Source organism: Variovorax sp. V15 (assembly GCF_041154425.1).
In the GTDB taxonomy this organism is placed as follows: domain Bacteria; phylum Pseudomonadota; class Gammaproteobacteria; order Burkholderiales; family Burkholderiaceae_C; genus Variovorax; species Variovorax guangxiensis.
Genome location: NZ_AP028659.1, coordinates 6,318,021 through 6,343,218, shown reverse-complemented (window position 1 = coordinate 6,343,218; position 25,198 = coordinate 6,318,021). Strand labels below are relative to the sequence as shown.

Here is a 25,198-nt window from a genome sequence, read left to right as displayed (position 1 = left end):
AGCGCCCGGGTGAGACAATCCAGCCCCTATGGAAATGCTGGTGGTGACAGGCGCCTCTGCGCTCGCGGGTTTTGTCGATTCGATCGTTGGCGGAGGCGGGCTGATCCTGGTGCCCGCGCTGTTCGCCGTTTTTCCGGGCGCACCGCCCGCGACCCTGCTGGGCACCAACAAGAGCGCGTCCATCTGGGGCACGGCCGCCGCCGCGGCCCAGTTCAGCCAGCGGGTGCAGATGCGCTGGGGCGCGCTGTGGCCGGCCGCGCTGCTCGGCTTTGCCGGCTCGATGCTGGGCGCCTGGGGCGTCACCATGTTTCCGGGCGACTTCCTGCGCAAGGCGCTGCCGCTCATCCTGCTGGGCGTGCTGCTGTACACGCTGGCGCGCAAGGACATGGGCCGCATGCACGCGCCGCGCTTCTCGGGCAGGGCGGAGACGCTGGCGGCCTGCACCATCGGCCTGTCGATCGGGCTGTACGACGGCTTCTTCGGGCCGGGTGCGGGCAGCTTCCTGGTGTTCCTCTTCGTGCGCTGGATGGGCTACGACTTCCTCAACGCCTCGGCTTCGGCCAAGATCATCAACACGCTGACCAACGCCGCCGCGCTGATCCTGCTGGCGGCCAAGGGCCACGTCTGGTGGCACTACGGGCTGGTGATGGCTGTGGCCAACGTGGCCGGCAGCGTGCTGGGCACGCGGGTTGCACTGAAGCACGGCGCGGGCTTCGTGCGGGTGGTGTTCATCGTGGTGGTGAGCGCGCTGATACTGAAGACCGCCTACGACGCATTCCTGAAATAGCGCAACACGAAAGTCGCCCGATGTCCTCTCCCCAAGATCCCGTCGAGCGGCCCGTTCCCGTCAGCTTCTGGCAGGCCTTCGGCTACTGGCTCAAGCTGGGCTTCATCAGCTTCGGCGGGCCGGCCGGGCAGATCGCGCTGATGCACCAGGAGCTGGTGGAGCGCAGGCGCTGGATCTCGGAGAAGCGATTCCTCCACGCCCTCAACTACTGCATGCTGCTGCCCGGCCCCGAGGCCCAGCAGCTCGCCACCTACATCGGCTGGCTCATGCACCGCACCTGGGGCGGCATCGCGGCGGGGGCGCTGTTCGTGCTGCCCTCGCTCTTCATCCTGATCGCGCTGTCGTGGGTCTACATGGCCTACGGGCAGGTGCCGGCGGTGGCGGGGCTGCTGTACGGCGTGAAGCCTGCCGTGACGGCCATCGTGCTGTTCGCGGCCTGGCGCATCGGCTCGCGGGTGCTGAAGAACGCATGGCTGTGGGCGATCGCGGCGGCGGCCTTCGCGGCGATCTTCGCGCTGAGCGTGCCCTTTCCGCTGATCGTGCTGGCGGCCGCAGCCATCGGCTATTTCGGCAGCCGGGTGGCGCCGGAGCGCTTCGCGCCCGGCGGCGGGCATGGCGCGGCGGTGGCTTCCGCCGGCCCGGCGCTCATCGACGACGACACTCCCACGCCCGCGCACGCGCGCTTCGGCTGGGGCCGCTTCTGGCGCGTGCTGGGCGTGTTCCTCGCGCTGTGGCTGGGCGCCATGGGCGCGCTCACCGCGCTCTACGGCTGGCACGGCACGCTCACGCAGATGGGATGGTTCTTCACCAAGGCCGCGCTGCTGACCTTCGGCGGCGCCTATGCGGTGCTGCCCTACGTGTTCCAGGGCGCGGTCGACCACTACGGCTGGCTGGGCGCCACGCAGATGATCGACGGCCTCGCGCTGGGCGAGACCACGCCGGGGCCGCTGATCATGGTGGTGTCCTTCGTGGGCTTCGTCGGCGGCTGGAACCAGGCGCTGTTCGGCACCGGTTCGCTTTTCACTGCGGGCGCGGTGGCGGCGACGGTGGTGAGCTTCTTCACCTTCCTGCCGTCGTTCCTCTTCATCCTGCTGGGCGGTCCCTTCATCGAGTCGACGCACGGCAACCTGAAGCTCACCGCGCCGCTCACGGCCATCACGGCGGCGGTGGTGGGCGTGATCGTCAACCTGGCGGTGTTCTTCGCCTGGCACGTGCTGTGGCCCAAGGGAGCCGGGGGAGGCTTCGACGCGGCATCGGCGGCGATCGGGCTGGTCACCGCCGTGGCGCTGTTCCGCTTCAAGGCCGGTGTGATCCCGGTGGTGCTCGCCTCGGCCCTGCTGGGGCTCGCGTGGCAGCTGTTGCTGCTGCCTTTGCTCGTGCGCTGAGGCTCAATCCTCTACAAACGCCTCTTCGCGCTTGGCCTTGATCGCCGGCAGCAGCACGATGCCCAGCAGCAGGACAGCAGCGATCAGGAGCCCCGCCGACAGCGGCCGCGTGACGAATACGCTCCACGCCCCGCGCGACAGCAGCAGCGCCCGGCGCAGGTTCTCTTCCATCATCGGCCCGAGGATGAAGCCCAGCAGCAGCGGCGCGGGCTCGGTGCGCAGCTTGATGAAGAGGTAGCCGATGAAGCCGAAGGCCGCCACCATCCACACGTCGAAGGTGTTGTTGTTGGTCGAGTACACGCCGATCGCGCAGAACAGCACGATGGCCGGGAACAGGAACTTGTAGGGCACCGTCAGCAGCTTGATCCACATGCCGATCAGCGGCAGGTTCAGGATGATCAGCATCGCGTTGCCGATCCACATGGAGGCGATCAGGCCCCAGAAGAGCTCCGGGTTGCTGGTCATCACCTGCGGTCCCGGCTGGATGTTGTGGATGGTCATCGCGCCCACCATCAGCGCCATCACCGCGTTGGGCGGAATGCCCAGCGTCAGCAGCGGGATGAAGGAGGTCTGCGCGCCGGCGTTGTTGGCCGACTCCGGCGATGCGACGCCGCGGATGTTGCCCTTGCCGAAGGCCACTTCGCCGGGGCGCATGCGGATCTTCTTCTCCAGCGCGTAGGAGGCGAAGGAGGCCAGCAGCGCGCCGCCGCCCGGCAGGATGCCCAGGGCCGAGCCGAGGGCCGTGCCGCGCAGCACCGCGGGCAGCATGCGCTTGAAGTCGTCCTTGGTGGGCCACAGGCCCTTGACCTTGTGCGTGAACACCTCGCGCTCGTCGTCGGGCTGCGAGAGGTTGCCGATGATCTCGCCGTAGCCGAACACGCCCATGGCGATGACCACGAAGCCGATGCCGTCGGTGAGCTCCGGAATGTCGAAGCTGTAGCGCGCCACGCCGGAGTTGACGTCTGTGCCCACGATGCCCAGCAGCAGGCCCAGCACGATCATCGCCACCGCCTTCAGCAGCGAGCCCGAAGCCAGCACCACCGCGCCGATCAGGCCCAGCACCATCAGCGAGAAATACTCGGCCGGACCGAACTTGAAGGCCAGCTCGGTCAGCGGCGGCGCGAAGGCGGCCAGGATCAGCGTGCCCACGCAGCCCGCGAAGAACGAGCCCAGGCCGGCGGCGGCGAGTGCCGGGCCCGCGCGGCCCTGCCTTGCCATCTGGTAGCCGTCGATGCAGGTGACCACCGACGAGGACTCTCCCGGCAGGTTCACCAGGATGGCGGTGGTGGAGCCCCCGTACTGGGCGCCGTAGTAGATGCCGGCCAGCATGATCAGCGCCGACACGGGCGGCAGCGCATAGGTGGCCGGCAGCAGCATCGCGATGGTCGCGACGGGGCCGATGCCCGGGAGCACGCCGATCAGCGTGCCCAGGATGCAGCCGATCAGGCAGTACAGCAGGTTGGTGAAGGTGAACGCGACGCCGAAGCCGGTCGCGAGGTTGTTGAAGAGTTCCATGGCGTGTGCTCCTCAACCTGCGATGAAGGTGGGCCAGACCTGGATCTGCAGCTTCAGCGCCCAGATGAACGCCACGTAGCTGCCGGCCGCCAGGATGGTCGCGAGGATCAGCACGTCGCGCAGCCTGAAGTGCTCGCCCGCCATGCTGGAGATGATGGTGAGCGCGTAGATCGCAATGATCATGCCCATGGCCGGCAGCCCGATGCTGGGCAGGCCGCCCAGCAGCACGCCGAAGGCGAGGTTGGCGCCGAGCACGAAGGCCAGAGGCTTCCAGGCCCACTTGCCGATCGGGTCGCCGTCGGTGGTCTCGACCACCATCGCCTGGAACATGATGATCGCGCCCAGCACCGCCAGCAGGATGCCCAGCATGAGCGGGAAGTAGCCCGGCCCCATGCGCGCGCCGTCGCCGATGGTGTAGGTGGTCGCGCCGATGGCGAAGGCGCCTCCCACGGTGGTGAACATGACTCCCGAAAAGAAGTCCGCCTGGCTCTTTATCCGCATGTCTCGCTCCTCTTGTATTGGGGAAACGAGGGTCGATCTGCGCGCCTGACCGTTGGCTGACCGGTGCGGTACGAACAAATGCGTACCGCAGGGCAAGGGTTCTCCCCGGGGCCGGTGTGTCCCGGAAACGAAAAAAGCTCCCGGAGGAGCTTTTCATTCAGAGGCCCGAGGGCCCTGGGGGGGGGCGACTCAGTAGCCGCCGCGGCCGCCGCCGCCGTAGCCACCACCGCCGCCACCGTAGCCGCCGCCACCGCTGCGGTCGCCACCGTAGCCACCGCGGTCGCCGCCGTAACCACCGCCACCGCTGCGGCCGCCGCCGCCGTAGCCGCCACCACCACCGCCGTAGCCGCCGCCACCGCTGCGGGGGGGACGGGCTTCCATCGGGCGGGCTTCGTTCACCGTCAGGGCGCGGCCCTGCAGGGGTTGGCCGTTCATGGCTTCGATGGCTGCGAGCGCTTCGGCATCCGTGCCCATTTCGACGAAGCCGAAGCCCTTCGAACGGCCGGTGTCACGTTCCATCATGACCTTGGCACTGACGATCGAGCCGAATTCGCCGAAGGCTTGTTCGAGATCGTTGTCGCGGATCGAGTAGGCGAGGTTGCCCACGTAAAGTTTCTTGCCCATTGAGGGACTCCTGATTCAAACCAACAAAAAAACAAAAAAGCGATGGAGTCCCAGAATCACAACAAACAAGAACTGCGCTGTGGCGCGAAACTGACCGATCACCAAATTACGTGCACGGGAGCCGCAATGCGACTCACTGACACGTAGCGGGCATTATCCAGCCCGATTTCGAAAAAGATGTGGCGAAATCGCGCCTTATCGGGAAACTCCCCGTTCCGGAGGGCGGTTTCGCAACGGTTTCAGCAGCCCGGAAAGCCCGTTGTGGTCTATTTCATGCATCAGGGCGAGCAGCCGGCCGATTTCTCCCGAGGGAAAACCCTCGCGTGCGAACCAGTTCAGGTAGTTGCCGGGCAGGTCGGCAATCAGCGTGCCCTTGTGCTTGCCGAAGGGCATTTCGAGCGTTACCAGCCGTTGCAGGTCTTCGGGGTTCATGGAGCGCTCAGCCTCCCGCGCGCTTGACCGTATGGCCCAGCTTCACCAGCGCTGCGATCACCGTTTCGCGGTGGTCGCCCTGGATCTCGATGGTGCCGTCCTTCACCGTGCCGCCCGTGCCGCAGGCCGTCTTGAGCTGCTTGCCCAGCGCCAGCAGGGCCGCCGCATCGAGCGCCATGCCCTTCACTACCGTCACGCCCTTGCCTTTGCGGCCCTTTGTCTCGTGCGACACGCGCACAATGCCGTCGGTGGCCGGCGTGCCGCGTGCCTTTTCCAGTTCCTTGCAGCGGCAACGGGCCACGGGCTCGCCGCAGCCGGGGCACATGCGTCCGCCCCCGTCGGTGGAATACACCAGGGTGCTGCCGCCGGACTGGCCGGTGCGCTGCTGTTTCATCGTCGACATCCGATACGCCTCTTTCTGCTTTCGATCTTTCTCTCTCTTCGCCCGCCGCGCTCATACACATGCCATTCGACTCACTGGGCCTGGTCCCCGCGCTCGTGCAGGCCGCCGCCCGAAGCGGCTTTTCCACGCCGACGCCCATCCAGGCCGCGGCCATTCCCGCCATTCTGCAAGGCCGCGACCTGCGGGGCTCGGCACAGACCGGCTCCGGCAAGACCGCCGCATTCTCCCTGCCCCTGCTGCAGCGCCTGACCGAGCAGCGTGAGGGCCCGCGCCGCGTTCGCGCGCTCGTGCTGGTGCCCACGCGCGAACTCGCGGGCCAGGTCGGCGACACCATGCACGACCTGGCGCAGCACCTGCCCAAGCGCCTGAAGATAGTCACCGCCTTCGGCGGCGTGTCGATCAACCCGCAGATGATGAGCCTGCGCGGCGGCGCCGACATCGTCGTCGCCACCCCCGGGCGGCTGCTGGACCTGGTGGAGCACAACGCGCTCAGGCTGGACGCGGTCGCCATGCTCGTGCTCGACGAGGCCGACCGCCTTTTCGACCTGGGTTTCGCCGAGGAACTCGGCCGCATCCTCGAACTGCTGCCGAAGCGGCGCCAGAACCTGTTCTTCTCCGCCACCTTCCCGCCGGCCATCCAGGCGCTGGCCGACGGCATGCTGCGCGACCCCGCCATCGTCGACGTGCAGGGCGAGCCGGGCACCGCGCCCGACATCGTGCAGCGCGTGATCGAGGTCGACGCGAGCCGCCGCACCCAGCTGCTGCGCCACCTGCTCGAGCAGCACGAGAACGAGTGGGACCGCGTGCTGGTCTTCGTCGCCACGCAGCACGCGGCGCAGACCGTGGCCGAGAAGCTCTACCGCAACGGCATCTACGCCGTGCCCTTCCACGGCGACATCGCGCAGGGCACCCGCAGCAACATCCTCTCCCAGTTCAAGCAGAGCCGGTGGGACGTGGTGATCGCCACCGACCTCGCCGCGCGCGGCATCGACATCGCGCAGCTGCCCGTGGTTGTCAACTACGACCTGCCGCGCTCGCCGACCGACTACATCCACCGCATCGGCAGGACCGGGCGCGCGGGAGAGCGCGGCCTGGCGATCAGCTTCGTGAGCGCGGCCACCGAGGCCCATTTCCGCCTGATCGAGAAACGCAACGGCCTGCGGCTGCCGCGCGAGCGCGTCGAGGGCTTCGAGCCGACGGAAACCGCGCCGCCGGTGGTGGACGCCTCGGGCACGGGGGGGATCAAGGGGAAGAGGCCGAGCAAGAAGGACAAGCTGCGGGCGGCTGCTGCGCTTGCTGCCGCGCGGGGAGACGCCCCCGAGGCGAGCGACTGACCGCGGCCGATCAGCCCACCGCGTAATCCACCTGATGCCGCGCGATCCGCAGATCGCCCAGCTCTTCACGCACGCGCAGGTGCGCCGGATGCGTGGCATAGCCGTCGAGCGAAGCCTGGCTGTCGAACTCGCTGTAGAGCACCACGTCGCAGGCGTAGCCCACGCGGCTCGAATCGACGCCGACCTCGATGTGCAGCAGGCCGGGTATCTGCCCGCGCAGCGATTCGAACTTGCGCTTGAGCAGCTGGGTGGCCCGCGCCTTTTCTTCGGGCGTGTCTGCGCGCAGGTCCCACATCACGATGTGCTTCAGCATGGCGCTCGCGTGCCCGTGGCGGGCTCGCCGAAAGAAAGATGGGGAATGAGGGTCACACGGGCTCCTGCTGCCTGGCTTGGCGCGACCGATGGTAAGCACGGCATCGCGCCCGGTGAGCCGCGCCTGTGAAGAACAGTTTTCCGCTTTCCCCGCTTCTTCCTTCTGTTGCCTTTACAGCCAGCCCAGCTGCTTCGCCGCCAGCTCCTTCATGACTTCCTCGGCCCCGCCGCCGATCATCATCACCTTCACTTCGCGGTAGATGCGCTCGCTCACGGTGCCGCGCATGAAGCCCATGCCGCCGAGGATCTGCACCGCGTGGTCGGCGCAGAACTGCATGGTCTGCGTCGCGTGGTTCTTCAGCATGCATATCTGTGCCACCCATTCGGGGGCGTTGTGGCGGCCGGCGGCTTCCAGCGCATCGCCCTGCGCCGACACCGCTTCGATCCACGCCTCGGTGGAGGCGATGCGCATCTGCATGTCGACGAGCTTGTGGCGCACGGCCTGGTGCCCGATGAGCGGGGCGCCGAAGGCCTTTCGCTCGCGCGCCCAGGCCAGCGCCTCGTCGAGGCAGGCCTGCGAGAAGCCCAGCGCGCCCGCGGCGAGGCCGATGCGCTCGCCGTTGAAGTTGCCCATGATCATGCGGAAACCTTCGCCTTCGTTGCCGAGCAGGTAGCGCGCGGGCACGCGCACGTTGTCGAAGTGCAGGGTGGCGGTGTCGGAGCACTGCCAGCCCATTTTCGACAGCCGCGTGCGCGTGAGGCCGACCGCGTCGCCCGGCACCAGCAGCATCGAGATGCCGCCCGCGCCACGTCCCTCGCCGGTGCGCACGGCCACGGTGATCCAGTCGGCGCGCATGCCCGAGGTGATGAAGGTCTTCTCGCCGTTGACCACGTAGTGATCTCCGTCGCGCCTTGCCGTGGTGCGCAGCGCCGCCACGTCGGAGCCGCCGCCGGGCTCCGTGATGGCGAGCGCCGCGATCTTCTCGCCGCGCAGCACCGGCGGCACGACCTCGCGGCGCACTGCGTCGCTGGCATGCAGCACCACGGGCGGCAGGCCGATGTTGTGCGAGAACAGGCTGGCGAGCACGCCGCCGCTCTTGCCATGGCGCGCGAGCGCGACCCAGGCCGGCAGCTTGAGCGAATACGAGGCCGGCGTGCCGCCGAGTTCTTCCGGATAGCCCAGGCCCAGCAGGCCCAGTTCGGCGGCGCGTGCATAGAGCGCGCGCGGAAACTCGCCCGCATCGTCCCAGGCCTGCACGTTCGGCGCGATCTCGCTTTCGGCGAAGCGCCGCACCGTGTCGGCCAGCGCGGCGCGGTCGGCTTGCAGCTCGGCGTCCATGCGACCGGCTTCCTGCTAGCCGCGCGGCGGGCGCTTGGCGATGCCCATGGTCTTGGCGAGGATGCCCAGCATCACCTCGTCCGCGCCGCCGCCGATGGAGCCCAGCCGGCCGTCGCGGTACAGGCGCGAAACGCGGTTCTCCAGCGTGAATCCCATGCCGCCCCAGAACTGCAGGCAGGTGTCGGCCACCTGCCGTGTGAGGCGGCCGGTCTTGAGCTTGGCCATCGAGGCGAGCTCGAGCACGTCCTCGCCCTTCACGTGCAGGTCGCAGGCGCGGTAGGTGAGCGCGCGCAGCGCCTCCACCTCGGTCTTGAGCTCGGCGAGCTTGAACTGCACCCACTGCTGGTCGGCCAGCGTGGAGCCGAACATCTGGCGCTGCTGCGCCCACTCGATGGTCTGGGCGATGCAGTCTTCCATGGGCTCCAGCGAGCTCGCGGCAGCCCACAGGCGCTCTTCCTGGAACTGCTGCATCTGGTAGACGAAACCCTGGCCCTCCTCGCCAATGCGGTAGCGCTGCGGCACGCGCACGTTGTCGAAGTAGATGAGGCCGGTGTCGCTCGAATTCATGCCGATCTTGCGCAGCTTCTTCGCCTTCTCGATGCCGGGGCTGTCCATCGGCACCATCACGAGCGACTTGTTTCGGTGCACGGGCCCGTCGCCGGTGTTGACCAGCATGCACATCCAGTCGGCTTGCAGGCTGTTGGTGATCCACATCTTCTGGCCGCTGATGAGGTAGTCGCCGCCGTCCTTGCGCGCATGGCTCTTCAGCCCCGCCACGTCGCTGCCCGCGCCGGGCTCGCTCACGCCGATGCAGCCGACCATGTCGCCTGCGATGGCCGGCGCGAGGAACTCGCGGCGCAGCTCGTCGCTGCCGAAGCGCGCGAGCGCGGGCGTGCACATGTCGGTCTGCACGCCGATGGCCATCGGCACGCCGCCGCAGGAGATGTGGCCCAGCGCCTCGGCCATGGCCATCGCGTACGAATAGTCCAGGCCCGCGCCGCCGAAGGCCTCGGGCTTGTTCAGGCCCAGAAGGCCGAGGTTGCCCAGCTTCTTGAAGACCTCGTGCGCGGGAAAGATCTCGGCTTCTTCCCACTCGTCCACGTGCGGGTTGATCTCGTCGTCGATGAAGCGGCGCAGGGTCTTCTGGATCTCGAGGTGTTCGTGGCTGTACTGCATGAGAGGTTTCCTTGATGAGGCCTGGTGTTCGTCGAATGTCAGGGGCTCGCGAGGCGCGACAGGCGGAAAGCGCCATCGGGTTCCACCGACAGGAAGGTGCGGTCAGTGGCGTGATAGGCACGCGGCTTCAGTGCGGTATCGCGATGAAGGCAGGCGCCGTCCGCGATGTCCCAGACGGATGTTCCGAAGCGATCGGAGCAGGCGAACAGGTGTTGATCGAACACCAGCGCGCCGCCCGGCCGAGCGATCGCGGCACGCCAGTCGGTGTTTTCTGCGGCCGCGGTTTCAGGTCCTGCGAAGCGGTGAAGCGCCTCGCCGCTGCGCACGTCGTAGAGCGTCACGGCAGGGATCATCCATTGGTCGTCTTCGCCGTAGCCCCACACGGCGAGGGTGTGGTCGGCCGTCCAGCACATGGGACTGGCCCAGCGGTAGGCTCGCCACGGCAGCTGTCTCACCGATGCGCCGTCTTCGGATTCCCACGGATTGCCGGCCACCCAATCGTGCAGATTCCACGTCCTCGGAAATCCTGTGGGCGACCAAACCCATCCGTCCTCGGCCACCCAACGGTCATCGGGCGAAACAAGGAGGCGACCATGGAAGTAGTCGAGGAAATGGGCGTCGCCGTTGCGGGGAGCGGCACGTGCAGTCAGCAGCTCGCCGGTGGCCGGGTCACTGACATCGAGCCGGTTCCAGTCGGTGGCATGTGCGAGCAAGGTGCGCCCCTCGTGGGTGAGGAAGGCAATGCCGAACGGCGAAACGTCGCAGTGGTAGTCGCCGCGCGCCAGCCGCATCGTGATCGGCGAAGGAGCGTCGCCGGCCAGATCGAAAACGATACCGTGACTGCCGATGCACTGCACGATCGCGACGAAGCGGCCGTCGGCCGATGCATGCAGTTCAAGTATTTCCTCCGGGCCGATATCTTCGGGCCAGCTTGCGCGCAGCAAGCTGGCTTCCTGGTGTTGGAAGTTCACGCGCCAGAGTTGTCCCCGGACATCGAGTGCGATCCAATTGCCTGGTGCCGCGAGGGCCCTGATATCGAGTACCTCTTCGGAGCGCAAGCCTGGCAGAGAAACTATGGTGCGCGAGAAGGTAAGTCCGCTGACTCGCTCGACGACTTCAGGCCGACCTTCGATGCCGTCCCAGCAGCTCTTCTCTTCGATACCCTGGAGGCATGTCGCGCAACTGCTGCGCCACGGCGGTACATCGGCCCTGCGACATGCCGTGCAGCACAAACGATAGTGCCAGCCTTCTCCGGTGAAACAGCGGATGTAGCTGTCGAGCGGCTTTGCCAGCAGATGCTCGCAGACGTCGCCTGCCGTGACGTCTTCGTGGCCACAGCCCAGCGTCATCCCTTGCCCTCCTGCGATTTCTCTTCGCTGCTGAACACGCGCGGCTGCTGCGCGAGGTGGAAGCCGTCGAAGGGCTTCACAGCGCGGCGCTGCTGCGCCTGCGCATCGGGAGTCGCCATCGGCCAGCCCATGCGCACCTGCGGGCGCGCGCCGTCCACGCGCAGCACGCTGCCGCTGATGAAGCTCGCGGCCGGGCCCAGCAGGAAGACGATGGCGGCGGAGGTCTCGGCCTCGTTGCCGAAGCGCCCGGCCGGCACGGTCTTGCGCATGGCGCGCAGCATGTCGCCGGCCTCGGGCGGGTAGTGGTCCATGCCGCTGGAGGCGATGTAGCCCGGCGCCACCGCGTTCACGCGCACGCCGCTCGCGGCCCATTCGAGCGCGGCCGTCTCGGTGAAGCTCACCATGCCCGCGCGCGCCGCGCCACTGTGTCCCATGTTGGGCATGGAGCCCCACATGTCGGCCACGATGTTGACGATGGCGCCGCCGTTGGCCTGCATGCTCTGCAGGTAGCACTCGCGCGCGACCAGGAAGCCGCCCGTGAGGTTGGTGTGGATCACCGCCTCCCAGCCCTTGGCCGAGATCGCATGCAGCGGCGTGATGTACTGGCCGCCCGCGTTGTTGACCAGCCCGTCGACGCGGCCGTGCGCGGCGACGACGGCGGCGATGGCCGAGCGCACCGCGTCCTCGTTGCGGATGTCGAAGGCCTGCGTGGAGGCCTTGCCGCCGGCGGCTTCGATCTCGGCGCGCACCGCGTCGAGCTTCTCGGGCTTGCGGCCGACCAACACCACCTGCGCGCCGAGTGCCGCGAGTTCGTGCGCGGTGCAGCGGCCGATGCCGGAGCCGCCGCCGGTGACGACGACGACCTGGCCGTCGAACAAGCCTGGAGCGAAGACGGAGCGGTAATGGGGGAGGGGAGCATTCATGCGGTTGACCTTCAGGAAGACGTGCGGGCTGTCTCTGTCATGCATCGGCGACCTGCGCGACCACATGGCGCGCCGCCACCTGCGCACCCACCGCGACGTGCAGGGCGACCTTGCCGGAGCGAGGCGCGCAGTGCACGTGCTCCATCTTCATCGCTTCGAGCGTGACCAGCGGCTGGCCCGCGGCGACGGCCTCGCCCTCGGCCACCAGCAGCGCGATCACGCGGCCGTTCATGGATGCGCGCAGCAGGCCATCGCCGCCGCCGGCATCGGCGCGGGTGGCTGCGACGTGGGTGAGGTTGTCGAGCCGGTGGGCCTGTCCGTCGTGGTGGAAGAAGACGTGGCCGTCGTGCCGCGCGACGAATGCCTGCGCGGACAGCCCGTTGCACGAGAAGCGCAGGCTGCCGTCGCCGGGCAATGCGAGCAGTGCGAGCTGCACCGGCTCTCTGCCGTCCAGCGCGATGTCGAAGCGTGCGGCGCCGCGCGGCGTCACGCGTGCGGCGTGCACCGTGCCGTCGAGTTCGAAGCGCAGGGAGTTTGGAAGCGTGTGCGCCAGCGGCGAGGGCCAGCCGCGTTCACCGAGCTGGAGCAGCAGTGCGGCGAGCAGCGCGGCGCGGGTCTGGTCCGATTCGTCGGCGGCGAGCAGCGCGTCGATGTGGTCGGCCACGAAGGCGGTTGTTGCCGCACCCTTCGCGAAGACTTCGTGCGACAGCGTGCGCTGCAGCAGCTGCTGGTTGGTCGGTATGCCGAGCGCGACGGTGTCCTGCAGGCCGGCGAGGAGCCGCTGCCTCGCGTCCTCGCGCGTGCGGCCGCTGGCCACCAGCTTGGCGATCATCGAGTCGTAGAAGGGCGGCACCTCGGCGCCGTCGCGCAAGGCGTGCTCGGTGCGCAGCGAAGTGGAAGGACGCCATGCCGCGAGCCTGCCGCTCTGCGGCATGAAGCCCTGCTGCGGATCTTCGGCGCACAGGCGCACTTCGATCGCGTGACCGGCGATGCGCACGTCCTTCTGCGCGATCGGCAGGGGCTCGCCGGCCGCCACGCGCAGCTGCAGCTCGACGAGATCGAGACCAGTCACCGCCTCGGTCACCGGGTGCTCCACCTGCAGGCGCGTGTTCATTTCCATGAACCAGTACTGGCCATCGGCATCGAGCAGAAATTCGAGCGTGCCCGCGCCTTCGTAGGCGATGGCCTTCGCCGCCGCCACGGCCGTGGCGCCCATGCGTTCGCGCAGCGCTTCCGAAACAGCGGGCGAGGGCGCTTCCTCCACCACCTTCTGGTGCCTGCGCTGCACCGAGCAGTCGCGTTCGCCGAGGTGGATGGCGTTGCCGTGCCGGTCCGCGAACACCTGCACCTCGACATGGCGCGGCGCGACGATGGCGCGCTCCAGGATCACGGTGGCGTCGCCGAATGCATTGAGCGCTTCCGACTGCGCGCTGCGCAGCTGCGCGGCGAAGTCGGCGGCCGATGCCGCGAGCCGCATGCCGCGACCGCCGCCGCCTGCGGTGGCCTTGATCATCACCGGCCAGCCGATGCGCGCGGCTTCGGCGGCCAGCGTCTTCTCGCTCTGGTCTTCGCCCTGGTAGCCCGGAATGCAGGGCACGCCCGCCGCCTGCATCAGCCGCTTGGCGCCGGCCTTGTCGCCCATGGCGCGGATGGCTTCGGGCGAGGGGCCGATGAAGACCAGCCCGGCATCACGGCAGGCCTGCGCGAAGGCCGCGTTCTCGGCGAGGAAGCCGTAGCCGGGGTGCACCGCGTCGGCGCCGCTGGCGCGCGCGGCCTCGACGATCGCGGCGATGTTCAGGTAGCTCTGCGCAGGCAGGGGCTCGCCGATGTGCACCGCCTCGTCGGCGAAGCGCACGTGTTCCGAGCCGGCGTCGGCGCTGGAGTACACGGCCACGGTGCGAAAGCCCATGGCACGGGCGGTGCGCATCACGCGCACCGCGATCTCGCCGCGGTTGGCGACGAGGATCTTGCGGAATCCGGTAGTGGTGCTGTTGCTCATGGCCGTGCCACCCCGAACTGCATGGGCTGGGGCGCGCGGGCATCGGCGTCGCGGCACACCGAGAGAACCTCGGCCAGCACGGCGCGGGTGTCACGCGGGTCGATCACGCCGTCGTCCAGCAGCAGCGCGCTGGTGGTGAACACGCTCATCTGCCGGTCGAAGCGCTCGATGACCTGCTGCTGCATCGCGTCGATCTTTGCCTGGTCGACCGCGCCCTTTCGTGCCATGCCTGCTTCCATCACGATGGCCATGGTCTTCGCCGCCTGCTCGCCGCCCATCACGGCGGTGCGTGCGTTGGGCCAGCTGAAGCAGAAGCGCGGCGCGAAGCCCCGGCCGCACATGCCGTAGTTGCCCGCGCCGTACGAGGCGCCGCACAGCAGCGTGACCTGCGGCACCGTGGCGTTGGAAACCGCCTGGATCATCTTCGCGCCGTGCTTGATGATGCCGGCCTCCTCGTGCGCGCGGCCCACCATGTAGCCGGTGATGTTCTGCAGGTAGACGATGGGCGTGCGCGACTGGCAGCAGGCCTGGATGAAGTGCGTGGCCTTGGTGGCGCCGTCGGAGTCGATGGGGCCGTTGTTGGTGATGATGCCCACCGCATGCCCTTCGAGCCGGATGTGGCCGCAGACGGTGGCGCTGCCGTAGTGCTCACTGAACTCCAGGAACTCGGAGCCGTCGGCGATGCGCGCGATGACCTCGCGCATGTCCACCGGGCGTCGGCCGTCGCTGGGCATGATGCCCAGCAGGTCCTCGGCGTCGTAGCGCGGCGGCGCGAACCGGCGCGGCGCCTCGTCGCGCGCCCAGTCGATGCTGCCGAGGATCGTGCGCGCGATGCGGATGGCGTCGCGGTCGTCCTCCGCGAGGTAGTCGCCCAGGCCCGAGATGTGCGTGTGCATCACCGCGCCGCCGAGTTCTTCCTCGGTGGCGATCTCGCCGGTGGCCGCCTTCAGCAGCGGCGGTCCCGCGAGGAATGCGCGCGTGCGGTCGCGCACCATCACGATGTAGTCGGAAAGACCGGTCTGGTAGGCGCCCCCGGCGGTCGAGGAGCCGTGCGTCACCGTCACCACCGGCAGCCCCGCGGCCGACAGCCGCGCGAGGTTGCGGAAGATGTTGCCGCCGCGCACGAAGTCCTGCACGCGGTAGTGCATGAGGTTGGCGCCGGCGCTTTCCACCAGCTGCACGTAGGGCAGCCTGTTCTCCAGCGCGATCTCCTGCACGCGCAGCTGCTTGTCCAGGCCCATGGGCTGCAGCGCGCCGGCGTCGATGCCGGAGTCGGAGGCGTTGACCATGCAGCGCACGCCCGCGACGTAGCCGATGCCGGAGATCAGGCCGCCGCCGGGCACGCTCTTCGAGAGGTCTGGGTTGTCCTGCCCGAGCCCGGCCAGCGAGGCCAGCGGCAGGAAGGGCGCGCCGGTGTCCAGCAGCAGCGCGATGCGCTCGCGCGGCAGCAGCTGCCCACGCCTGGCGAAACGCTCGGCCGATGCGCCGGAGGCCGCGACGGCGCGGGCCTCGTGCTCGCGCACCTGGCCGAGCAGCGCCAGCATGCTGGCCCGGTTGGCCTGGAAGGTGTCGCCGGCCGCTTGCAGCCGGGATTCGATGACTGGCATGTGAGAGTCCGTGCAGATCGTTTTTTTCGCTCTGCACGGACTCTAGGATGCGGGCGCCGCGCCCGCTTGCGCTTACTAGCTGGCGCGCACCCGGCGGCCGGCGACCGGCGGCGCGTCGAGGCTGCTGCCGGTGACCACCCAGTAGATGAAGATCAGCACCGCGCCGGCCGTGCCGAACACCGTGAGGCCCATGTAGCTGCCGCCGATGGCCAGCGCGTCGACCGGCGCGGCGGCGGTGCAGACCATGCTGGCCGCGCTCATGCCCACGTAGTGCATGGTGCATACCGCCACGCCCATCACTGCGGCGGCCGCGACCTTGTGCGTGAACTTGCGCAGGTTGAAGGCCAGCCACAGGGCCGCCGCGGCGGCGGTGACGGCGATGAGCACCGACAGGCCCACCGTCGTCAGGTCGAAGTTCATCGAGGCGCGCATGTTCATCGCGAACATGCCCATGTAGTGCATCACGCACACGCCGATGCCCGCCAGCAGGCTGCCGCCGAGCCAGCCCGAGCGGCTGAACTTGCGCCGCCCGCCGGCCATGTACAGCGCGATGCCTGAAATCAGGATGGCCGCCACCAGCGACACCACCGTGAGCGGCATGTTGTACGAAATGGCTATCGGCAGCCGGTACGCCAGCATGCCGATGAAGTGCATCGACCAGATGCCGATGCCGCCCAGCGCCACCGCCGCGCAGGTCACGACGGCGAGGTTGGGCTTGCCGTCCGCGCCGACCATCCGCCCGGCGCAGATCAGGGCCACCAGCGAGCCCGCGAAGGAAATGAGGAAGGAGAGCGCCACCATGCCCAGGGAGTACTCGGGCGACAGGATCTGGCCTACGACGAGCGGAGTCATGCGATGTCCCTTTCAGGTCAAAAGAGCGCCTCGCGGACCCCCCGCCGCCGGATGCGGACGGGACGCCACAAGACGTCCCGCGCAGTCTGTAATGTTTGTTTGTAAAAGTAAACTGAAATTTACACTTATTGTTACCCTACCTTACGGGGCGAATCCGATAGATCGCATTGTTGCGGTCGGCCGCCATGTAGATCGAGCCGTCGCGGCCCACCGCGACGCCCGTCACCACGTAGGGCGGAGGCAGCCCGGGCCCGGGCGCGAGGCCGATCGGCAGGTTCTCGGCGACGGTACGGCGGCTGCCGTCGGGCGCGATTTCGACCAGCCGGCGCGCCGCGCTCTCGGCCACGATGAAGCTGCCCCAGGGCGTCTGCGCCAGGCCCTCGGGCAGGGCCAGCCCCTCGGCCACCGCGCGCAGCAGAGCGCTGGCGTCCAGCGGAATGCGCAGCAGCCGGCCGGCCGCCTCGGTCACGTAGAGCGCGCCGTCATGGCCGACGATCATCTGCACCGGGCCGTTCAGGCCGCTGGCGAGCACTGACTTCTGCGCGAACTTCGGCCCGCTCGCGCGTGTGATGCTGCCGGTCGCGATCTCGGCGTAGATCACGCTGCCGTCCGGCATGGGAATGGCGTCGAACGGCGCCTTCAGCCCGTGGATGGTCTCGACCGTCTTCAGCGTCTGCCGGTCGACCAGCTGCACCGTGCCGGTGAACCACGAGCTCAGCGCGAAAAGCTTCGGCGACAGGCCGACGGCGAAGGGGTAGTCCAGCTCCGGGTCGCGCTGCATGCGGAAGATGTCGCGCACCTCGCCGGTGCGCACGTCGACCTGGCGGAAGCCGAAGACGTCGGCCACCCAGAGGTCGTTGCCGTCGATCTTCATGCCGGCCGGCGCCGCCACCTTGCCGCTGGTGAGCGTGCGCAGCTCGCCGGTGGCGGGGTTGAAGGCCTGCACCTCGTTGTTCGCCATGTTCGAGACGTAGATCGTCCCGTCGGGAGCGATCGCCAGGTTGTCGAGCGAGGGCCGCAGCTGCTTCGCGACCGTCTTGCGGCCGGTGGCCAGCTCCACCCGCACCAGCTCGCCGCTGCGCGCGTCGACCACCCAGAGGTTGCCCTTGCCGTCGAGGTTGGCGGCGGCCGGAATCTTGAAGCCGTCGGCGATCACGGTCGTGTTGCCGTTGGCCGGGTCGATCTTCACCACCTGGCCCTTGAACCACAGCGGCCCGTAGAGCATGCCGTCGGGCCCCACTTCGAAGCCGTTGAAGCCACCCATGTCCTTCCTGATGAGCCGCGGCGGCTTCTGGCCCTCGCGGTCGATCTCCCACAGCGCGTCGCCCAGGAACACCTGCGAGGCGTAGAGCCTGCCGTTGCGGCGGTCGAAGTCCAGCGAGTTGAGGCCAGGCAGGTCCTTGGCCAGCACGCGCATGGGCGCGGTGTCGCTCTCGCGGTAGCGCAGCATGCCCATCAGATAGTTGGTCCAGGCCAGCTCGCCCTTCGGGCCCACGGCGATGTCGTCGGCCTGGCCTTCGGGCGCGTCGATGAACACCCTGGCCGCGCCGGTGCTGCGGTCGACTTCCCACATCGTGTTGCCCAGCACCGAGCCCGCGAGCAGCCGGCCCTTGGCGTCGACGGCCAGCCCATGCACCCCGGCGAAGGCCGAGGGCGCGACCAGCGCCTCGGGCGCGGCCCAGGAAGCAGGTCGGGTGGGCGGACTGGTGGAGGCCGGCGGCGCGAGGCTGCTGCAGGCGCCCAGCAGGGCGAGGGTGGCGGTCAGCGCGATGGCGCCGAGGCTGCTTCGACGTGGCATGGTTGGCGTCTCCTCTTGTTGATGCGCGCAGCAGTCTAGGAGCGCGGCGGGGCCGCGGAGTCCCCACGGGGACAGGATGCGGACTTTCGTCCGCTGTGGATTACCCGCGGCCTTCAGCTGCGGTTCAGCCGCAACTCAGCCGCGCAGCAGCTGCGTCGCCGTGTGGATCAGCAGCCCCACCAGCCCGCCCACCAGCGTGCCGTTGATGCGGATGAACTGCAGGTCGCGCCCGATGTGGCGCTCGAGCTCCACCGTCATCTCCTGCGCGTTCCACTCGCCCACGCGCTCCTCGATGTAGCGGCGGATGTCCTCGCGGTAGCGCTCGATGGCCAGCGGCGCGGCGGCCTCGATCTGCTCGTTGATCCAGCGGCGGATGGCCTCGTCGCCCTGCAGCCGCGTGCCCAGCGCGCCGGCCATCGACGCGATGCGCCGGCGGATGCTCGAGTCGTTGCGGCCCAGGTCGTCGTGCAGCCACGCGAGCATCTCGCCCCACAGCCCGTGCAGGTAGTCGCCCAGGGCGGGGTGCGCAACCAGCTCCGCGCGGATCTGTTCGCCGCGCTGCTGGAACTCGGGGTCGAGCTTCAGGCGCACCACGAAGTCGTCGACGAAGTGGTCGAAGCGCCTGCGCATCGGATGCTCGGGCTCGGCCGCGAGCTCGCCGATGGTGCGCGCCACCGCCGCGACGATCTTGCGCGTGGCCAGCTTGGCCGCCACCTGGTCGAGGCCCACGTAGCGCAGCGTCCTGATCTCGCGCGCGATCGCGTCTGTGATGTGCGCCTGCACCTCCTCGCCTTCGAGCAGGCCGGCCACCTGCTGCAGCACGTCGTCGAGCAGTGCCTGGTGGCGCCCGCCGGCCGTGAGCGCGTCGAGCGCCTGGCCCGTGAGGCGCGAGAGGTCGATCTTCTGCAGCCCGGCCGCGGCGGCGCGGCCCATGAAGTCGCGCACGCGCTCGTCGTCGAAGGCCGAAAGGCCATAGCGCGTGGCGGCCACGCCCCATTCGCCGAGCTTGTCGCCGCTGGCGGGGCGCGCCAGCCAGTCGGCGATGCGCCCGGCCGCGTCGAACTGCCGCAGCTTGCCGAGCACCTGGGCGGTGCTCAGGAAGTTGTCGCAGATGAATCCCGCGAGCTTGGCGCCGATGCGGTCCTTGTTGCTCGGGATGATGGCGGTGTGCGGAATCGGCAGGCCCAGCGGGTGGCGGAACAGCGCCACCACCGCGAACCAGTCGGCGATGGCGCCCACCATCGCGGCCTCGGCGAAGGCCGCCACGTAGCCCCAGGCCGGATGCCGCGCATGCAGCACGCTCGCCACCGCATAGAGCAGTGCGGCGCCGCACAGCAGGCCGAGCGCGACGCGCTTCATGCGCCGCGACGCGTCGATGCTGGCGGCGCTCTCAGCCAATGCTCGGCGTGGATGCCAGGCGCTCCATGAACAGCTCGCAGCGCGCGAGCTGCTCGAGGCTCACGTACTCGTCGGGCTGGTGCGCCTGCTCGATGCTGCCGGGTCCGCACACCACGGTGGGGATGCCGGCGTTCTTGAAAAGACCCGCTTCGGTGCCGAAGGCCACCAGCGTGGTGCGCTCCTCGCTCGCCAAGCGCTGGGCCAGCAGCGTGATGGGGTCGTTGGCGGAGCCCAGGAAGCTCGGGATCTCGCAGATGGTCTCGAAGCTGAAGCCCGCGTCGGGCGCCACCTTCTTCATCGCGGGTTCGAGGCTGCCCGCGTAGGCGACCACCTCGGCCTGCATCTTCCCGGCGTCGGCGGTGGGAAGGTCGCGGAATTCATAGCGGAACTCGGCGTCGCGCGGCACCACGTTGTCGGCGATGCCGCCGTGGAACTGTCCCACGCTCGCGGTGCTGAAGGGCACGTCGAAGCCCTCGTAGCGCGGCTCGCTGCGCTCGAAGCCCTCGGCCATGTCGCGCACCTTGCCGATCACGCGGGCCGCCATCTCGATGGCGTTGACCGACTTCGGCGTGAGCGAGGAGTGCGCCTCCTTGCCGCGCACGCAGCACTTGTAGCGGTACACGCCCTTGTGCGCGATGGCGGGCACCATGCTGGTGGGTTCGCCCACGATGCAGGCCAGGGGCTTGATGCCGGCATCGCGCATGTCGGCGATGAGCTCCTTCACGCCGAAGCAGCCGATCTCCTCCTCGTAGCTGAAGGCGAAGTGCACCGCGAAGGGAGAGTCGCTCTCCAGGAAGCGCTTCGCGTTCGACAGCGCAATGGCGATGAAGCTCTTCATGTCGGCCGAGCCGCGCCCGTAGAGGCGCTCGTTTTGCACCACGGCCGAGAGCGGGTCGACGCTCCAGTCCTGCCCGTCCCAGGGCACCGTGTCGGTGTGGCCCGAGACGATCACCCCGGCCGGCTTGCCCTCGCCCAGCGTGGCGAAGAGGTTCGCCTTGGTGCGTTCGGCGTTGTAGGTGATGCGGCTCTTCACGCCCAGCGCCGCGAGGTGGCTCTGGGCGAAGTCGATCAGTTCGAGGTTGCTGTTGGCGCTGATGGTGTTCATGCGCACCAGCGTCTGGGCCATCAGCAGGCTTTGGGGGGAAAGCGTATGGGGCATGCAACACATTCTCCCGGAAGTCGGCGCCGCGCGTGCATGGATGTCGAAGCTGTCACGCGAAACGGGTACCCTGCGCCTCTTCATTCCGGACGGAGAAACCTCGACCATGCGCACCTCTCTTCAGATCGCCCTGACCGCCACCGCAGCCCTCGCACTGGCCGCCTGCAGCAGCACCGGACCTTCCGGCGGCAGCAGCAAGCTGCTCACGCTGGACGGCAACCCGCCGCTGGTCATCGCCCATCGTGGTGCATCGGGCTATCTGCCGGAGGAAACCCTCGAAGCCTACGCCCGCGCCATCGAGCTCGGCGCCGACGTGATCGAGATGGACCTGATCTCCACCAAGGACGGCGTGCTCATCGCCCGCCACGACCCCAATCTCGCCATCAGCACCGACGTGGCCAGGCACCCCCGCTTCGCCTCGCGCAAGAAGACCATCAAGGTCGACGGCGAAACCCAGACCGGCTGGTTCAGCAACGACTTCACGCTGGCCGAGATCAAGACCCTGGGCGCCATCTCCACCGATGCCGAGCGTCCGCAGGAATTCAACGGCAAGTACAAGGTGCCGACCTTCCAGGAGATCATCGACTTCGCCAAGGCCAAGTCGAAGGAAACCGGCCGCACCATCGCCATCTACCCCGAGACCAAGAACCCGACCTACTTCCGCGACCTGGGCCTGCCGATGGAGGACAAGGTCATCGCCGCCATCAACGCGGCTGGCTGGAACAGCAAGACCGCGCCCATCTACGTGCAGTCCTTCGAGCCGGGCAGCCTCAAGTACATGAAGAGCAAGGGCCTGAATACGAAGCTCATCCAGCTCATCGACGGCGACACCGTCGACCTGAAGACCGGCGCCGTGACCTTCGCCGTGCCCAGCGACCGCCCCTACGACTGGACCAAGGCCGGCGACAAGCGCAACTTCGACGCCATGGTCACGCCCGCGGGCCTGGCAGAGATCAAGAAGTACGCCGACGGCATCGGCCCCTGGAAGCGCTACATCGTGAGCATCAAGGGCACCATCGGTGCCGATGGCAAGCCGGTGGACGTCAACAAGGACGGCAAGATCAACGACGCCGACGCCACCTCTACGGCGCCCACCTCGCTGATCGCCGACGCGCACAAGGCGGGCCTGTTCGTGCACCCCTTCACCTTCCGCAACGAGTCGCGCCGCCTGGCCTCCGACTACAACAAGGACGGCAAGAACGAATACGGCGTGTACTACAAGCTCGGCGTGGACGGCGTGTTCACCGACTTCACCGACACCGCGCTGGCCGCGCGCGCCGACTACCTCAAGAGCATCGGCCGCTGATCGACCGGGTTATCGTCCGAGCATGACCACAGACGACACCTCCTCGCCCGACCTGTCCCCGCGCGACCTCGAACTGCTTCGCATGGCCATCCGGCTTTCGGACGAATCGAAGGCGCGCGGGCGCCATCCCTTCGCCGCGCTGGTGGCGAACGAGCGCGGCGAGGTCGTCGTCACCGCGGGCAACAACTCGATGCCGCCCGAGGGCGATCCCACGCAGCACGCCGAGCTGGTGGCCGCCGCGCAGGCCGCGAAGCTGCTCACCCCCGAGGAGCTCGCGCGCTGCACGCTCTTCACCAGCGCCGAGCCCTGCTGCATGTGCGCGGGCGCTATCTACTGGACCAACATCGGGCGCGTGGTGTACGCGCTTTCCGAACACGCGCTGCTCGGCCTGACGGGCGACCATCCCGAGAACCCGACCTTTTCGCTTCCCTGCCGCGAAGTCTTCGCGCGCGGGCAGCGGCGCGTCGAGGTGGTGGGGCCGCTGCTGGAGCAGGAAGCCGCCGCGCCGCACGTGGGCTTCTGGACCGGCGCGCACTGAGGAACTGAGGAAAGGCCCCGGCACCCGGCTGGGGCTGCGTGTTTCCCGAGGTGCCCCGAAATGCCAGAGTGGATAGACTGGCGTTTTGAGACGGTCTATCCCCATGAAACTCATCGACTCGATCGTCACGCAGGCGGCTGGCATCGCCGCCGTCCGACGTGACCTGCACGCACACCCCGAACTCTGCTTCGAAGAAGTCCGCACCGCCGACGTGGTGGCAGGCAAGCTCACCGAATGGGGCATCCCCATCCACCGCGGCCTGGGCACCACCGGCGTGGTGGGCATCGTCAAGAACGGCACCAGCAACCGCGCCGTCGGCCTGCGCGCCGACATGGACGCACTGCCCGTCACCGAGCTCAACACCTTCGCCCACGCCAGCAAGCACCACGGCAAGATGCACGCCTGCGGCCACGACGGCCACACCGCCATGCTGCTCGCGGCCGCGCAGCACCTGGCCAAGCACCGCAACTTCGACGGCACCGTCTACCTGATCTTCCAGCCCGCCGAAGAAGGCGGTGGCGGCGCCCGCGAGATGATCAAGGAAGGGCTCTTCGAGAAATTCCCGATGGATGCCGTCTTCGGCATGCACAACTGGCCCGGCATGAAGGCCGGCCAGTTCGCGGTGAGCCCGGGCCCGGTGATGGCCTCGGGCAACAAGTTCTTCGTCAACGTGGTGGGCAAGGGCGGCCACGCGGCGCTGCCGCAGACCGGCATCGACCCGGTGCCGATCGCCTGCGAGATCGTGCAGGCCTTCCAGACCATCCTCACGCGCAAGATGAAGCCGACCGATTCGGCCGTCATCTCCGTCACCACCATCCATGCCGGCGAAACCAACAACGTGATTCCCGACAACTGCGAACTGTCGGGCACGGTGCGCACCTTCTCCATCGAAGTGCTCGACATGATCGAGGCGCGCATGAAGCAGATCTGCGACCACATCTGCGCCGCGCACGACGCCACCTGCGAGTTCCGCTTCGAGCGCTACTACCCGCCCACCATCAACACCGAGGCCGAGGCCGACTTCGCGCGCCGCGTGATGGGCGGCGTGGTCGGCCCCGAGAACGTGCTGAAGCAGGAAGCCGCCATGACGTCGGAGGACTTCGCCTTCATGCTGCAGGCCAAGCCCGGCGCCTACGCCTTCATCGGCAACGGCGACGGCTCGCACCGCGACGTGCACCATGGCGAAGGCCCCTGCACGCTGCACAACGCGAGCTACGACTTCAACGACGATCTCATTCCGCTGGGTGCCACCTGCTGGGTGCAGATCGCGGAGCAGTTCCTCAAGCCCGGCGGCAGCGCCGCCTGACCGCCTTCCTGGTCGCCTGATTCACCGAGAGAGGTCCAGCGCCACATGATCGGAATCGCCGAAGCCTTTTCGCCGCGCTACGCGCAGGCGCGCCAGAAGTTCCTGCAGGGCTGCGTGAGCGCCGGCCTCACGGTCGAGCCGCATGCGCATCCGCTCAAGGGGCGCGAGGGCGAGGAGCTCTCGATGGACGTGGCGCTCGACGGCGCGCCCGATGCGCCGAACCTGCTGGTCGTCAGCAGCGCGTGCCACGGCGTCGAAGGCCACTGCGGCAGCGGCGTGCAGGTGTTCGCGCTGCACGACGCCGAGTGGCGCGAGAAAGCGAAGGCGCAGGGCGTGTCGGTGCTGTACGTGCATGCGCTCAATCCGCACGGTTTCTCGCACGGCCGGCGCGTGACGCACGAGAACGTCGACCTCAACCGCAACTTCATCGATTTCTCGAAGCCGGTGCCGGTCAACGAGGCCTACGCCAAGCTGCACGAGCTGCTGCTGCCCGACACCTGGCCGCCCACGCCCGAGAACCAGGCGGCCATCGAGAAATGGATCGGCAAGCACGGCACCACCGCCTACCAGGCGGCCGTGACCAGCGGCCAGTACCAGTTCGAAGACGGCCTCTTCTACGGTGGCAAGGCGCCGACCTGGAGCAACAGGACCATCCGCGAGGTGCTGCGCCGCCATGCGGGGCAGGCCAAGCGCATCGCGTGGATCGACCTGCACACCGGGCTGGGCCCGAACGGCCTGGGCGAACGCATCTTCGCCTGCCGCGACGACAAGGCCGCCTACGCGCGGGCCAACGCGTGGTGGGGCACGCCCGCGGCGCCCGTCACCTCCATCTACGACGGTTCATCCACCTCGGCGCTGCTGCGCGGGCTGATGTGGGATTCGGTGTACCAGGAGTGCCCGCAGGCCGAGTACACCGGCATCGCGCTCGAATACGGCACGCTGCCCATCCTCGAAGTGACCGGCGCCCTGCGCGCCGACCACTGGCTGCACAAGCACCCCGAGGCGCCGGCCGAGCTGGCGGATGGCATCCGCGCGCGCATGGTGGAAGCGTTCTACACGGACACCGACGCCTGGCGCGGGCAGATCGTCAGCCAGGCGCGCCAGGCGATGTTCCAGGCCGTCGACGGCTTGACGGGCTGACGCCGCGGCCGGAGA

Annotated in this window: 23 protein-coding genes; 7 read left to right on the top strand and 16 right to left on the bottom strand. The window is 68.5% G+C overall.

Annotated elements, in window-relative coordinates:
• Positions 1 to 28: 28 nt before the first annotated feature.
• A complete protein-coding gene (locus ACAM57_RS29975) occupies positions 29 to 787 on the top strand; it encodes a TSUP family transporter (RefSeq protein ID WP_093206951.1) in 759 nt (252 codons plus the stop codon).
• A gap of 20 nt (positions 788 to 807) precedes the next feature.
• Complete coding sequence (gene chrA, locus ACAM57_RS29970) at positions 808 to 2,172, top strand: chromate efflux transporter (RefSeq protein ID WP_369659957.1); 1,365 nt, start codon at positions 808 to 810, stop codon at positions 2,170 to 2,172.
• A 3-nt stretch (positions 2,173 to 2,175) separates the two neighbouring features.
• Here chrA and ACAM57_RS29965 read toward each other — a convergent pair whose 3' ends face one another.
• The 5 genes from ACAM57_RS29965 to ACAM57_RS29945 all read right to left on the bottom strand — a co-directional run bounded on the left by ACAM57_RS29965 (position 2,176) and on the right by ACAM57_RS29945 (position 5,647).
• Entirely contained in the window at positions 2,176 to 3,687 is a 1,512-nt protein-coding gene (locus ACAM57_RS29965; protein WP_126022357.1) for a tripartite tricarboxylate transporter permease, read from the bottom strand.
• 12 nt (positions 3,688 to 3,699) lie between these two features.
• Positions 3,700 to 4,188, bottom strand: coding sequence for a tripartite tricarboxylate transporter TctB family protein (locus ACAM57_RS29960; RefSeq protein WP_126022356.1), 489 nt, complete (start codon positions 4,186 to 4,188; stop codon positions 3,700 to 3,702).
• Positions 4,189 to 4,377: 189 nt separating this feature from the next.
• Positions 4,378 to 4,812, bottom strand: coding sequence for an RNA recognition motif domain-containing protein (locus ACAM57_RS29955; RefSeq protein ID WP_369659956.1), 435 nt, complete (start codon positions 4,810 to 4,812; stop codon positions 4,378 to 4,380).
• Positions 4,813 to 5,007: 195 nt separating this feature from the next.
• Positions 5,008 to 5,244, bottom strand: a complete 237-nt coding sequence (locus tag ACAM57_RS29950) for a DUF3820 family protein (protein WP_369659955.1) — start codon at positions 5,242 to 5,244, stop codon at positions 5,008 to 5,010.
• A gap of 7 nt (positions 5,245 to 5,251) precedes the next feature.
• Positions 5,252 to 5,647, bottom strand: a complete 396-nt coding sequence (locus tag ACAM57_RS29945) for a translation initiation factor Sui1 (RefSeq protein WP_126022353.1) — start codon at positions 5,645 to 5,647, stop codon at positions 5,252 to 5,254.
• A 59-nt stretch (positions 5,648 to 5,706) separates the two neighbouring features.
• On the opposite strand from ACAM57_RS29945, the gene ACAM57_RS29940 reads away from it, so the two are divergent.
• On the top strand, positions 5,707 to 6,981 hold the full coding sequence (locus tag ACAM57_RS29940) for a DEAD/DEAH box helicase (RefSeq protein ID WP_369659954.1): 1,275 nt from the start codon (positions 5,707 to 5,709) through the stop codon (positions 6,979 to 6,981).
• A gap of 10 nt (positions 6,982 to 6,991) precedes the next feature.
• Here the strand turns inward: ACAM57_RS29940 and ACAM57_RS29935 are convergent, their stop codons facing one another.
• From ACAM57_RS29935 to argE, 11 genes are all read right to left on the bottom strand, one after another.
• Positions 6,992 to 7,294: a Dabb family protein gene (locus ACAM57_RS29935; RefSeq protein WP_184640258.1), complete on the bottom strand. Its 303-nt coding sequence runs from the start codon at positions 7,292 to 7,294 to the stop codon at positions 6,992 to 6,994.
• 171 nt (positions 7,295 to 7,465) lie between these two features.
• Entirely contained in the window at positions 7,466 to 8,632 is a 1,167-nt protein-coding gene (locus ACAM57_RS29930) for an acyl-CoA dehydrogenase family protein (protein WP_369659953.1), read from the bottom strand.
• A gap of 15 nt (positions 8,633 to 8,647) precedes the next feature.
• Positions 8,648 to 9,808, bottom strand: coding sequence for an acyl-CoA dehydrogenase family protein (locus tag ACAM57_RS29925; RefSeq protein WP_184640254.1), 1,161 nt, complete (start codon positions 9,806 to 9,808; stop codon positions 8,648 to 8,650).
• 38 nt (positions 9,809 to 9,846) lie between these two features.
• Complete coding sequence (locus tag ACAM57_RS29920) at positions 9,847 to 11,157, bottom strand: hypothetical protein (protein WP_369659952.1); 1,311 nt, start codon at positions 11,155 to 11,157, stop codon at positions 9,847 to 9,849.
• Entirely contained in the window at positions 11,154 to 12,080 is a 927-nt protein-coding gene (locus tag ACAM57_RS29915) for an SDR family oxidoreductase (protein ID WP_369659951.1), read from the bottom strand. The genes ACAM57_RS29920 and ACAM57_RS29915 overlap by 4 nt, the downstream gene beginning before the upstream one ends.
• Positions 12,081 to 12,117: 37 nt before the next feature.
• Positions 12,118 to 14,079: an acetyl-CoA carboxylase biotin carboxylase subunit gene (locus ACAM57_RS29910; protein ID WP_369659950.1), complete on the bottom strand. Its 1,962-nt coding sequence runs from the start codon at positions 14,077 to 14,079 to the stop codon at positions 12,118 to 12,120.
• Positions 14,076 to 15,686 carry an acyl-CoA carboxylase subunit beta gene (locus ACAM57_RS29905; RefSeq protein ID WP_369659949.1) on the bottom strand — a complete coding sequence of 537 codons (1,611 nt, stop codon included), beginning with the start codon at positions 15,684 to 15,686 and terminating at the stop codon, positions 14,076 to 14,078. The genes ACAM57_RS29910 and ACAM57_RS29905 overlap by 4 nt, the downstream gene beginning before the upstream one ends.
• Before the next feature lie 75 nt (positions 15,687 to 15,761).
• Positions 15,762 to 16,538, bottom strand: coding sequence for an MHYT domain-containing protein (locus ACAM57_RS29900; RefSeq protein WP_369659948.1), 777 nt, complete (start codon positions 16,536 to 16,538; stop codon positions 15,762 to 15,764).
• 136 nt (positions 16,539 to 16,674) lie between these two features.
• Positions 16,675 to 18,336, bottom strand: a complete 1,662-nt coding sequence (locus ACAM57_RS29895) for a hypothetical protein (protein WP_369659947.1) — start codon at positions 18,334 to 18,336, stop codon at positions 16,675 to 16,677.
• Positions 18,337 to 18,471: 135 nt separating this feature from the next.
• Positions 18,472 to 19,734, bottom strand: coding sequence for a DUF445 domain-containing protein (locus tag ACAM57_RS29890; RefSeq protein WP_369659946.1), 1,263 nt, complete (start codon positions 19,732 to 19,734; stop codon positions 18,472 to 18,474).
• Complete coding sequence (gene argE, locus ACAM57_RS29885) at positions 19,727 to 20,893, bottom strand: acetylornithine deacetylase (protein WP_369659945.1); 1,167 nt, start codon at positions 20,891 to 20,893, stop codon at positions 19,727 to 19,729. The genes ACAM57_RS29890 and argE overlap by 8 nt, the downstream gene beginning before the upstream one ends.
• A gap of 106 nt (positions 20,894 to 20,999) precedes the next feature.
• Between argE and ACAM57_RS29880 the strand changes: the two genes are divergently transcribed.
• The 4 genes from ACAM57_RS29880 to ACAM57_RS29865 all read left to right on the top strand — a co-directional run bounded on the left by ACAM57_RS29880 (position 21,000) and on the right by ACAM57_RS29865 (position 25,183).
• Positions 21,000 to 22,199 carry a glycerophosphodiester phosphodiesterase gene (locus tag ACAM57_RS29880; RefSeq protein ID WP_369662495.1) on the top strand — a complete coding sequence of 400 codons (1,200 nt, stop codon included), beginning with the start codon at positions 21,000 to 21,002 and terminating at the stop codon, positions 22,197 to 22,199.
• Positions 22,200 to 22,221: 22 nt separating this feature from the next.
• Positions 22,222 to 22,737 (top strand): nucleoside deaminase, encoded by a 516-nt coding sequence (locus ACAM57_RS29875; protein WP_369659944.1) that lies wholly within the window; start codon positions 22,222 to 22,224, stop codon positions 22,735 to 22,737.
• Between the two features lie 103 nt (positions 22,738 to 22,840).
• A complete protein-coding gene (locus ACAM57_RS29870; protein ID WP_184640240.1) occupies positions 22,841 to 24,043 on the top strand; it encodes a M20 aminoacylase family protein in 1,203 nt (400 codons plus the stop codon).
• Positions 24,044 to 24,088: 45 nt separating this feature from the next.
• Complete coding sequence (locus ACAM57_RS29865) at positions 24,089 to 25,183, top strand: M14 family metallopeptidase (protein WP_369659943.1); 1,095 nt, start codon at positions 24,089 to 24,091, stop codon at positions 25,181 to 25,183.
• Positions 25,184 to 25,198: the final 15 nt, after the last annotated feature.

Excerpts from the sequence above, each read along its gene's own strand:
- ACAM57_RS29865 (WP_369659943.1), top strand. The coding sequence starts at position 24,089 with ATGATCGGAATCGCCGAAGCCTTTTCGCCGCGCTACGCGCAGGCGCGC.
- ACAM57_RS29930 (WP_369659953.1), bottom strand. The coding sequence starts at position 8,632 with ATGGACGCCGAGCTGCAAGCCGACCGCGCCGCGCTGGCCGACACGGTG.
- argE (WP_369659945.1), bottom strand. The coding sequence starts at position 20,893 with ATGCCCCATACGCTTTCCCCCCAAAGCCTGCTGATGGCCCAGACGCTG.
- ACAM57_RS29900 (WP_369659948.1), bottom strand. The coding sequence starts at position 16,538 with ATGACTCCGCTCGTCGTAGGCCAGATCCTGTCGCCCGAGTACTCCCTG.
- ACAM57_RS29870 (WP_184640240.1), top strand. The coding sequence starts at position 22,841 with ATGAAACTCATCGACTCGATCGTCACGCAGGCGGCTGGCATCGCCGCC.
- ACAM57_RS29975 (WP_093206951.1), top strand. The coding sequence starts at position 29 with ATGGAAATGCTGGTGGTGACAGGCGCCTCTGCGCTCGCGGGTTTTGTC.
- chrA (WP_369659957.1), top strand. The coding sequence starts at position 808 with ATGTCCTCTCCCCAAGATCCCGTCGAGCGGCCCGTTCCCGTCAGCTTC.
- ACAM57_RS29910 (WP_369659950.1), bottom strand. The coding sequence starts at position 14,079 with ATGAGCAACAGCACCACTACCGGATTCCGCAAGATCCTCGTCGCCAAC.
- ACAM57_RS29920 (WP_369659952.1), bottom strand. The coding sequence starts at position 11,157 with ATGACGCTGGGCTGTGGCCACGAAGACGTCACGGCAGGCGACGTCTGC.
- ACAM57_RS29895 (WP_369659947.1), bottom strand. The coding sequence starts at position 18,336 with ATGCCACGTCGAAGCAGCCTCGGCGCCATCGCGCTGACCGCCACCCTC.
- ACAM57_RS29950 (WP_369659955.1), bottom strand. The coding sequence starts at position 5,244 with ATGAACCCCGAAGACCTGCAACGGCTGGTAACGCTCGAAATGCCCTTC.
- ACAM57_RS29955 (WP_369659956.1), bottom strand. The coding sequence starts at position 4,812 with ATGGGCAAGAAACTTTACGTGGGCAACCTCGCCTACTCGATCCGCGAC.
- ACAM57_RS29960 (WP_126022356.1), bottom strand. The coding sequence starts at position 4,188 with ATGCGGATAAAGAGCCAGGCGGACTTCTTTTCGGGAGTCATGTTCACC.
- ACAM57_RS29925 (WP_184640254.1), bottom strand. The coding sequence starts at position 9,808 with ATGCAGTACAGCCACGAACACCTCGAGATCCAGAAGACCCTGCGCCGC.
- ACAM57_RS29935 (WP_184640258.1), bottom strand. The coding sequence starts at position 7,294 with ATGCTGAAGCACATCGTGATGTGGGACCTGCGCGCAGACACGCCCGAA.
- ACAM57_RS29965 (WP_126022357.1), bottom strand. The coding sequence starts at position 3,687 with ATGGAACTCTTCAACAACCTCGCGACCGGCTTCGGCGTCGCGTTCACC.
- ACAM57_RS29905 (WP_369659949.1), bottom strand. The coding sequence starts at position 15,686 with ATGCCAGTCATCGAATCCCGGCTGCAAGCGGCCGGCGACACCTTCCAG.
- ACAM57_RS29940 (WP_369659954.1), top strand. The coding sequence starts at position 5,707 with ATGCCATTCGACTCACTGGGCCTGGTCCCCGCGCTCGTGCAGGCCGCC.
- ACAM57_RS29915 (WP_369659951.1), bottom strand. The coding sequence starts at position 12,080 with ATGAATGCTCCCCTCCCCCATTACCGCTCCGTCTTCGCTCCAGGCTTG.
- ACAM57_RS29875 (WP_369659944.1), top strand. The coding sequence starts at position 22,222 with ATGACCACAGACGACACCTCCTCGCCCGACCTGTCCCCGCGCGACCTC.
- ACAM57_RS29880 (WP_369662495.1), top strand. The coding sequence starts at position 21,000 with ATGCGCACCTCTCTTCAGATCGCCCTGACCGCCACCGCAGCCCTCGCA.
- ACAM57_RS29945 (WP_126022353.1), bottom strand. The coding sequence starts at position 5,647 with ATGTCGACGATGAAACAGCAGCGCACCGGCCAGTCCGGCGGCAGCACC.